Genomic DNA, 9,045 nt, shown 5'->3' with positions numbered 1-9,045 from the left:
ACCCAAGGGCACCGACCTGTCCAGATGGGGACCGGGCTACCTCGACATGATCGCAGCCGAACTCAACGCCCGTCCCCGCAAACGCCACAACTGGGCAACCCCCGCCGAAGTCCTCGACCAGCTACTGTCGAACCCGTCAGATCCACCTGGTGTTGCGAGCACCGCTAGAATCCGCCGACGCCTCGGCCTGCAGTAGTGACGTCTCGGCGGAAAAGAACGACTCGGCGCCCCGAACTAGGGACGCCGAGCCGGTTCAGCTTGGATCAGGCCGCCAGTCTTACGAGTGCGTCTGCCGCCCCGATATCCGACCTGTCGGCTACGCCGCCAGGTCGGGGTCGGCGAAGCGGCGCAGCTTCTGCAGGGCCTCGCGTTCGAGCTGGCGTACGCGCTCAGCGGAGATGCCGTGCTTGACGCCGATGTCGGCGAGCTTGTGCTGGCGCCCGTCGGTGAGCCCGTAGCGGGAGCGGACGATGTCGGCGGAACGCTCGTCGAGCTGACCGACCAGCGCGTTGAGCCGCTCGCGCGACTCGACGTCGATGACGTCCATGTCGGGCGACGGTGACGACTCCTGAGCCATCAGGTCACCCAGCGAGGTGTCGCCGTCCTCGTCGATCGGGGTGTCCAGCGAGACGTGGTCACGGCCCCAGGCGAGCAGGTCGATCACCCGGTCGAGGTCCATGTCGAGCTCGGCGGCGATCTCCTCCGGTTCCGGGTCGCGGCCGAGCTGGCGCTCCAGGGTGCGGCGCGCGCCGCCGACCTGGTTGAGCTCCTCGACCACGTGGACCGGGAGCCGGACCACTCGCGCCTGCTGCGCGATCCCGCGGGTGATGGCCTGGCGCACCCACCACGTCGCGTACGTCGAGAACTTGTAGCCCTTGGTGTAGTCAAACTTCTCAACAGCCCTGATCAGGCCGGTGTTTCCTTCCTGGATCAGGTCGAGCATCGGCATCTGCGCGCGGCCGTACTTGCGCGCGATGGACACCACCAGTCGCAGGTTGGCGTTGATGAACTCGCGAGTGGCGCGATGACCCTCCGCGGCCAGCCACTCGAGCTCGGCGCGGGTGGCGCCACCGGGCGCCTTCTTACGGCCGACGCGGCCCTCGGCCAGGAGGTGTTCAGCCATCAGGCCGGCCTCGATCGCCTTGGACAGCTCAACCTCTTTGGCGGCATCCAAGAGCTCGTTGCGGGCGATCTCATCGAGATACAGCCCGACGCTGTCGCGGCCCTCGATCTCCCGGGTTGCGGTGCGTGTCGCCATGGGAACCTCCTCACGGTGAGGTTTGTTGCCTCACAGTGGATTTCAACGCTTCGCCCCTCCCAGGTGTTCCCCAGTAGAGCGCTTCATCGATCCGTGTTCGATCTCTTGTCCGGTTCGACGTACGCCGCGGGCGATAAGTTGCATCGTGAGGCGAATCTCAGGGGTTTCTCATGGAGTACCCCGAGATCCCCACAGATATGCCTACGAAGAGGTCACCTGATCGATCATCCAGGCAAGGCTGAACGCCCGATCCTCCCACGCCTTGTAGCGCCCCGAGACCCCTCCATGTCCGGCGGCCATCTCCGTCTTGAGGAGTACGTCACCAGGATTCTCTGCCACCGCCCGCAGCTTGGCGACCCATTTCGCCGGCTCGACGTAGAGCACCCGGGTGTCGTTGATGCTGGTCTCGGCCAGGATCGGCGGGTAGTGCTGCCGGGTGACGTTCGTATAGGGGTCGTAGGAGGACATGTAGTCGTAGGTCTCGCGGTCGGCCTCCGGGTTGCCCCACTCGTCGTACTCGGTGACGGTCAGCGGCAGGGTCGCGTCGAGCATCGTGGTCAGCGCGTCCACGAACGGCACCGCCGCGACGACCGCGCCCACGGCGTCGGGTGCCTGGTTGGCGACCGCGCCCATCAGCAGCCCGCCGGCGCTGCCGCCCTCGGCGATGATCTTGTCGGGGGTCGACCAGCCTGACTCGGCCAGGTGCTGTGCACAGGCGATGTAGTCGGAGAAGGTGTTCTGCTTCTTCAGCATCTTCCCGTCGTCGTACCACGCCCGGCCCATCTCGCCGCCGCCGCGGATGTGCGCGATCGCGAAGCCGATCCCACGCTCCAGCAGCGAGAGCCGCGCGATGGAGAAGTAGGGATCCATGCTCGCTTCGTAGGACCCGTAGGCGTAGAGCAGCACCGGGATCGGCCCGGTCTCGTGAAGGCCCTTCTTCGCCACCACCGAGATCGGAACACGTACGCCGTCGGGGGCGCTCGCCCACAGCCGGTGCTCCTCGTAGTCATCACGGTCATAGCCACCGAGCACCGGGGCCTGCTTGCGCTGGGTCAGCTCGCGGCTGCGTACGTCATAGTCGAAGACGGAGGCCGGGGTGCGCATCGTGGTGTAGCCGAGCCGTACGACCGGGGTCTCGAAGGCCGGGTTGGAGCCGGAGCCGATGGTGTAGAGCTCGTCGTCGAACTTCACCAGGTAGTCGTCGGCGATGCCACTCTCACCCAGCTCCAGGATGCGGAGCTGCGTGAGGCCCTCGCTGCGCTGGTGCACGACGAGGTGGCCGGCGAAGGCGTCGACCTCCTCCAGGCGTACGCCCTGGGTGTGGGGGAGCAGGGGCCGCCACTCGGCGCGCGCGGTCGGCGCGATCGGTGCCGTGGCGATCTCGAAGTCGGGTCCGGAGGCGTTGTGGGTGACCAGGAAGACGTCCTCGCCGGCGATGACGGCGTGCTCCAGGGAGTATTCGACGCCCTCCTCGCGGGCGGCGAAGACCTGCCACCCGGTGTCGGGGTCGTCGAGGTCGAGGAAGCGGTACTCAGCGGTGATCTTCGCCGCGGTGCCGATGAACATGAACCGGTCGGACCGGGTGCGGCCGACGCCGACCCAGAACCGGTCGTCGGTCTCGTGGAAGACGAGCTCGTCCTCGGTCTGGGAGGTGCCGAGGCGGTGGCACCAGATCTTGTCGGCGCGCCAGGACTCGTCTGCGGTCGTGTAGTAGAGGGTCGCCGACTCACGATCCCAGGTGGCGCCGCCGTGGACGTTGGTGAGCTCGTCGCTGAGCAGCTCGCCGGTGGTCAGGTCCTTGACGCGTACGGTGTAGCGCTCGTCGCCGGCCACGTCGGTCGCATAGGCGAGCAGGGCGGCGCTCGGGCTCACGCTGGAGCCGCCGAGGCTGAAGAAGTCGTGACCCTCGGCGAGCGCGTCGAGGTCGAGCAGCACCTCCTCGCCTGGCAGTGCGGGCTGGTCGTGGGTGACGTCGGCCGGTGTCGGCGGCGTCCAGTCGTCGGGGTCGCTGACCTTCACCCGGCAGCTGGCGCCGTACTGCTTCCCCTCGAAGCTTCTGCCGTAGTACCAGTAGCCGCGCGACCGCGTCGGGACGCTGAGGTCGGTCTCCAGCGTGCGTGCCTTGATCTCCTCGAAGATCTGCGAGCGCAGGTCGGAGAGGTGGTCGGTCTGCTGCTTGGTGTAGGCGTTCTCGGCCTCGATGTAGCCGATGACCTCGGGACTCTCCTTCTCGCGAAGCCACTCGTAGTCGTCGGTCCGGGTCTGGCCGTGGAACTGCTTGGACGAGGGCTTCTTCGGTGCGATCGGGTAGTCGGAAGACATGACCGAGACCCTATCCTCGCGACCCTCGAACTCCCGAGGGCGGGACCGGCGCAACTGGTGCATCGCATCGCGCTATCGCACACCCTGGTTGCTTGGCGCGATACCGCACAGCCTCGCCGCGACGGCGAGGCGGCAGGGGAGCGCCGGGAGCGCGTCAGGAGTCGCTGAAGGGTTGCAGGTCCGGGTCGTCGGCCGCGTAGGACCTCACCGGACCGGCCGGGGTCTCTGCGGTCTCGAAACGTACGGTGACGACGCCCCGCCCCGAGCCCCAGACCCAGCCGCGGCCCATCTCGGCATGGATGACGTCCATCCCCGCCGCCCAGGTGGGCCGGCGGGACGGCTCGGGCAGCTGGACCTCCGGCTCGGTCTCCTCCTCGGTCTCCTCGCCGAAGAGGTCCTCCTGGATCCAGTCGGCGAGGCCGGAGACGCCGACCCCGAGAAGGCGTACGCCGCCGGCGGTCTCACCCGCGGCGAAGAGCTCACCGAGCAGGATCCTGGCGAGGCGAGCGACGGCGCCTGCCTGATCCGTGGGCGCGGCCAGGGTGGAGGACCGGTTGATCGTGGTGAAGTCGTAGAGCCTGACCTTGATCGTGATCGTGCGTCCCGAGAGCCCGTTCTTCTTCAGTCGGGTGGCGACATCGGTGGCCTGCCGGGTGAGGATCTGCTCCATGAGCGTCCGGTCGGTCAGGTCGGTGTCGTAGGTGCTCTCCACGCTGACCGACTTGGTCTCGCGCTCGGGTTCGACGCGGCGGTCGTCCTGGGCCCTGGCCAGCTTGTGGAGATTGGTGCCATGGGCCTTCCCCACGAGGCGTACGAGCTCCTCGACGCTGACCTGCTCCAAGTCGGCCACCGTGTGGATCCCCGCGCGGCGCAGGCGTTCGGTCGTGGCGGGGCCGACGCCGGGGATCACCTTGACGTTCATCGGGCGGAGGAGGTCGAGCTCGGTGCCCGGTGCGACGACGACCAGGCCGTCCGGCTTGTCCAGGTCGCTGGCGATCTTGGCGATGAACTTCGAGCTGGCCAGGCCGACGCTGGCGCTCAGGCCGCCGGTGATCTCGGCGACCTCCGCACGGATGCGGGTGGCGGTCGCGGTGACCGTGTCGACATCGAGATCGTCGAGGTCGGCGGCGGCGAGGTCGACGAAGGCCTCGTCGAGCGAGAGCGGCTCCACGAGAGGGGAGAGGTCGCGCAGAAGCCCGAAGACCTGCTCGCTGACCAGCTTGTAGGCGTGGAACCGCGGATAGAGGAAGGCAGCGTGCGGGCACAGGGAGCGGGCCTCGCGGGTCGACATCGCCGAGTGGACGCCGAAGGTCCTGGCTTCGTACGAGCAGGTGCTGACCACTCCGCGTCCGCCGATGCCACCCACCACGACCGGTTTGCCCCGCAAGGAGGGCTTGTCGCGCTGCTCGACGGAGGCGAAGAACGCGTCGAGGTCGATGTGCATCACCGACGCGTCCGGTCTCATGGTGGCAACATATCTGGCAGCGGGGACAACCCGAACCGGGCCGGTTACCGTCCCGTAGACCGTGGGCCGTCTGCCATCCACAGGCACCGTTCGGGACGGACTTCTCCACAGCCTTCGGTTTTGAGGCGGAAACTGTCGGTGGGTCCCGGCGAGGGTGGCTCGCATGACCACGAAACTCTCCATCACCCGTCCCGAGGATGTCCTCGCGGCAGTCCCTGTTCTTCTTGGGTTTCAGCCCGAGAGCTCCATCGTCATGCTGACCTTCGGTGGTGAGCACCAGGTCCACGGCCGGATCGACCTACCTCCTCCCGGCGAGGTCGACGACTGCCTGGACAGCCTGTTCCTCCCCGCGGTCCGCCACGGTGTGCGCGGCATCGTCCTCGTCCTCTATGACAGCGGCCCGCGCTTCGGGACGAAGCTCGCCCGCCGCCTGGCCGAGCGGCTGACCGAGCACGACATCGACCTGATCGGCTGTCTGCGCGTCGAGAACGGCCGGTGGTTCGACCCGCTCGGTCTCCACGGCGGCCCGCCCGACGGGGTTCCCTTCGACGTCGGCGAGCATCCGTTCCGCGCCCAGGCGGTCTACGACGGCAAGGTGGTGCGTGGCTCCCGCACCGAGCTGGCGGCCTCGATCGCAGCGGTCCCCGATGCCGTCGCCGAGACCGAGGCGGAGCTGGAGGACGCCTCGACGATGAAGATCTATGAGGTCAGCCAGCTCGTCGACGAGGCGGTCGACGGGAGGATCCTGTCCACCGGGCAGGTCGCCTCCTTGCTGCTGGCGTTGCGTGACCCGCAGCGACGCGACGCCGCGTGGGGAGGGATGACCCGCGACGAGGCCAAGGCACAGGTGAGCCTCTGGGCCGATGTCGTACGCCGCAGCCCCGCCGGCCATGTCGCCCACCCGGCCGCGGTGCTGGCCTTCGCGGCCTGGCTGGGTGGTGACGGCGCGCTCGCCTGGTGTGCGCTCGACCGCTGCTTCGCGGCCGACCGACATCATGGGCTGGGGATGCTGGTGGCCCGGCTGCTCGACGGTGCCGTCGCTCCCGCGGCCTGGGACGAGGAGCTCACCTGCGCGGACCATCCGGCCTAGGTCCATCAGACCCTAGTCGTTGCGATAGCGCAGCCGCTTCCAGCGGCGGCTCAGCCCCGAGCGTGGGTCGAGCCAGGCGTTGCGAGTCACCACGACGTACGTCAGCGGTGCGCCGATCTCCTGGAACGCCTGCCGGGCGGCGGCGAGCCAGCGGAGGTCGACATCCTCGATGGCCAGGTCGCCGCCCCGGGTCAGCCACACGATGGGGTCGGGCATCCCGACGCGGCGCCGCATGCTGTGGATGATGTCCGTACGCAGCCACTGGTCGGTCGGCTCGTCCTCGCGGTGGGCATGGGCGACCTCCTTGCCGCCGGGGACGCCCAGATGCACCAGTGGAAGGAAGGAGTGCCGGTGCTCGGTGGCGGTGTGGTCCAGCACGGCCCGGCGCAGGCGCTTCTCGAGCACTGGCGGGACAGGCTCGTGCAGCCCTTCGACGGACCTCTCGGAGATGGTGGAGGTGGAAGTCATGGGCCCAGCGTGCACCGGATGCCGAAATCGCGCGACCCGCTATCCACAGGCTTCGGCGACGACCGCGCGTCGGCTCGCGAGATGAGGCAGGATGGGCGTATGCCGTCTCTCCACATCACCGGCGACGAGGCCGCCGACAAGCTGCTCTCCGAAGACCCGTTCGCACTGCTGCTGGGTATGGCCCTGGATCAGCAGTATCGGATGGAGGATGCGTTCAAGGGAGGTCACAAGCTGGTGACCCGCCTCGGACACCTCGACCCGGCCACGATCGCCGAGATGGACCCAGACGAGTTCAAGACGATCGCCTCGACCCCGCCCGCGATCCATCGGTTCCCGGGCTCCATGTCGGCGAAGGTGCAGGGGATCGCGGTCATCGTCGCGGAGGAGTACGGCGGCGACGTCACCCGGCTGTGGACCGAGGCCACCAGCGGCAAGGACCTCCTCAAGCGGATCCAGGCGCTGCCCGGGTTCGGTAAGCAGAAGGCGCAGATCTTCGTGTCGCTGCTGGCCAAGCAGCTGGGGGTTCGCCCCGACGGCTGGGAAGAGGTCGTCGGCGACTACTCGCTCGACGGCTACCGTTCTGTAGCAGACGTAGTCGACGTCTCGACGCTGCAGAAGGTACGCGACTACAAACAACAGAAGAAGGCTGCAGCCAAAGCAGCCGGCTGAGCTGTGGGTGACACGGGACCCCGGATGGGGAATGTTCACCAACCCCGTGGCAGAATGAATCTGCGGCTCTTGACGACCCCGGGCCCTGCCGCGCCCAAACTCAGTTTTGATAAGTCTCGACCAAGTTCGACGGAGAGGTGTTCGTGTCCTCGAACGCGCGCAAGATACCCGCTGAGGTACTCGCCCACCCTGCCGTGAAGGCACTGATCGACCAGGCCAAGCCGACCGGACGCGTGAGTCCGGACCAGGTCCGTGAGGCCAGCGAGAACGCCGCGGTCGAGCCCAGGCACCTGAAGGCGCTGCTCGGTCACCTGAGCACGCTCGGGATCTCAGTGGACCTCGGCACGGCCGCAGCAGGCCGCGCGGCAGCGGCGTCGACCTCGACCCGCAAGACGACCACCGCCAAGGCGCCCGCGAAGAAGGCCGCGGCCAAGAAGGCGGCCGCCGCTGAGGAGAAGCCTGCCAAGGCTCCCGCGGCGAAGAAGGGCGACGAGGCCGAGCCAGCGAAGGCGACCGAGATCGACGAGGACGGCGAGGAGATAGTCCTCGAGGACGTCGAGGTCGAGGAGGTCGTCGTCGAGGACGCCGAGGAGACGGCCCCGGTCGTGCCGGTCGGCCCCGACGGCAAGAAGGTCCTCCCCGATATTCCTGACGAGCAGTTCGAGAAGGACGTCGCCGCCGATCCCACGATCAAGGAGGACGAGAAGGAGGCCTCGAAGCAGAGCTTCGTGGTCTCGACCTCCGACGACACCGACGAGCCCGAGCAGACCGTCATGGTCGCCGGTGCGACCGCCGACCCGGTCAAGGACTACCTCAAGCAGATCGGTAAGGTCCCGCTGCTCAACGCGGAGATGGAGGTCGAGCTCGCCAAGCGGATCGAGGCCGGCCTCTTCGCGGAGGAGAAGCTCGGCAAGGGTGGCAAGATCACCCCGAAGATCCTCGACGAGCTCGAGTGGATCGCCGAGGACGGCAAGCGCGCGAAGAACCACCTCCTCGAGGCCAACCTTCGTCTGGTCGTCTCGCTGGCCAAGCGCTACACCGGCCGCGGAATGCTCTTCCTCGACCTGATCCAGGAGGGCAACCTCGGCCTGATCCGTGCGGTCGAGAAGTTCGACTACACCAAGGGCTACAAGTTCTCGACGTACGCCACCTGGTGGATCCGTCAGGCGATCACCCGCGCGATGGCCGACCAGGCCCGCACGATCCGCATCCCGGTGCACATGGTCGAGGTCATCAACAAGCTGGCCCGCGTCCAGCGCCAGATGCTCCAGGACCTGGGCCGTGAGCCCACCCCGGAGGAGCTCGCCAAGGAGCTCGACATGACCCCCGAGAAGGTCATCGAGGTCCAGAAGTACGGCCGCGAGCCCATCTCGCTCCACACCCCGCTGGGTGAGGACGGCGACTCCGAGTTCGGCGACCTGATCGAGGACTCCGAGGCGATCGTTCCGGCCGACGCCGTCTCCTTCACCCTGCTCCAGGAGCAGCTGCATGCGGTGCTCGACACGCTCTCCGAGCGCGAGGCCGGCGTCGTCTCGATGCGCTTCGGCCTGACCGACGGTCAGCCGAAGACTTTAGACGAGATCGGCAAGGTCTACGGGGTCACCCGCGAGCGCATCCGACAGATCGAGTCCAAGACGATGTCGAAGCTGCGCCACCCGTCGCGGTCGCAGGTCCTGCGCGACTACCTGGACTGAGCGCCGCCCGCGCCACATGGCACAAACCGGTTCTGACCTGGGGTGATGTGCTCTGAGCGGTGATCCTGTTGCGATGCAC

General features: G+C 67.8%; 7 protein-coding genes and 1 pseudogene. 4 read left to right on the top strand and 4 right to left on the bottom strand.

The features are described from left to right. Positions 1–196 (top strand): annotated as a pseudogene (locus ACRDPS_RS18865) (hypothetical protein); the annotation flags it as partial. 120 nt (positions 197–316) lie between these two features. Here ACRDPS_RS18865 and ACRDPS_RS18860 read toward each other — a convergent pair. The 3 genes from ACRDPS_RS18860 to ACRDPS_RS18850 form a co-directional block, all read right to left on the bottom strand. Beyond that, the gene (locus ACRDPS_RS18860) at positions 317–1,258 is read right to left on the bottom strand and encodes a sigma-70 family RNA polymerase sigma factor (protein ID WP_431503199.1); all 942 of its coding nucleotides are present in this window, start codon (positions 1,256–1,258) and stop codon (positions 317–319) included. Between the two features lie 201 nt (positions 1,259–1,459). After that, entirely contained in the window at positions 1,460–3,580 is a 2,121-nt protein-coding gene (locus ACRDPS_RS18855; protein WP_431503198.1) for a S9 family peptidase, read from the bottom strand. Positions 3,581–3,734: 154 nt separating this feature from the next. After that, a complete protein-coding gene (locus ACRDPS_RS18850) occupies positions 3,735–5,045 on the bottom strand; it encodes a DNA polymerase IV (RefSeq protein ID WP_431503197.1) in 1,311 nt (436 codons plus the stop codon). 163 nt (positions 5,046–5,208) lie between these two features. Between ACRDPS_RS18850 and ACRDPS_RS18845 the strand changes: the two genes are divergently transcribed. After that, positions 5,209–6,135: a DUF4192 domain-containing protein gene (locus ACRDPS_RS18845; protein ID WP_431503196.1), complete on the top strand. Its 927-nt coding sequence runs from the start codon at positions 5,209–5,211 to the stop codon at positions 6,133–6,135. Positions 6,136–6,147: 12 nt separating this feature from the next. Here the strand turns inward: ACRDPS_RS18845 and ACRDPS_RS18840 are convergent, their stop codons facing one another. After that, positions 6,148–6,603: a hypothetical protein gene (locus ACRDPS_RS18840; protein ID WP_431503195.1), complete on the bottom strand. Its 456-nt coding sequence runs from the start codon at positions 6,601–6,603 to the stop codon at positions 6,148–6,150. A gap of 99 nt (positions 6,604–6,702) precedes the next feature. Here ACRDPS_RS18840 and ACRDPS_RS18835 point away from each other — a divergent pair, with 99 nt between their 5' ends. Together ACRDPS_RS18835 and ACRDPS_RS18830 are read left to right on the top strand one after the other, a co-directional pair. Continuing rightward, positions 6,703–7,272 carry an HhH-GPD-type base excision DNA repair protein gene (locus tag ACRDPS_RS18835; protein WP_431503194.1) on the top strand — a complete coding sequence of 190 codons (570 nt, stop codon included), beginning with the start codon at positions 6,703–6,705 and terminating at the stop codon, positions 7,270–7,272. A gap of 137 nt (positions 7,273–7,409) precedes the next feature. Further along, the gene (locus ACRDPS_RS18830) at positions 7,410–8,966 is read left to right on the top strand and encodes an RNA polymerase sigma factor (protein WP_431503193.1); all 1,557 of its coding nucleotides are present in this window, start codon (positions 7,410–7,412) and stop codon (positions 8,964–8,966) included. The last annotated feature ends 79 nt before the right edge of the window (positions 8,967–9,045 follow it).

It is taken from the genome of Nocardioides sp. (assembly GCF_050699375.1).
Taxonomy (GTDB): domain Bacteria; phylum Actinomycetota; class Actinomycetes; order Propionibacteriales; family Nocardioidaceae; genus Nocardioides.
The sequence above is the reverse complement of the archived record's forward strand: the minus strand, read 5'-3'. Positions and strand labels throughout refer to the sequence as shown.

What these genes read in the sequence shown, in the direction of transcription:
- ACRDPS_RS18850 (WP_431503197.1), bottom strand. Translation starts at nt 5,045, where the DNA reads ATGAGACCGGACGCGTCGGTGATGCACATCGACCTCGACGCGTTCTTC.
- ACRDPS_RS18855 (WP_431503198.1), bottom strand. Translation starts at nt 3,580, where the DNA reads ATGTCTTCCGACTACCCGATCGCACCGAAGAAGCCCTCGTCCAAGCAG.
- ACRDPS_RS18845 (WP_431503196.1), top strand. Translation starts at nt 5,209, where the DNA reads ATGACCACGAAACTCTCCATCACCCGTCCCGAGGATGTCCTCGCGGCA.
- ACRDPS_RS18835 (WP_431503194.1), top strand. Translation starts at nt 6,703, where the DNA reads ATGCCGTCTCTCCACATCACCGGCGACGAGGCCGCCGACAAGCTGCTC.
- ACRDPS_RS18860 (WP_431503199.1), bottom strand. Translation starts at nt 1,258, where the DNA reads ATGGCGACACGCACCGCAACCCGGGAGATCGAGGGCCGCGACAGCGTC.
- ACRDPS_RS18840 (WP_431503195.1), bottom strand. Translation starts at nt 6,603, where the DNA reads ATGACTTCCACCTCCACCATCTCCGAGAGGTCCGTCGAAGGGCTGCAC.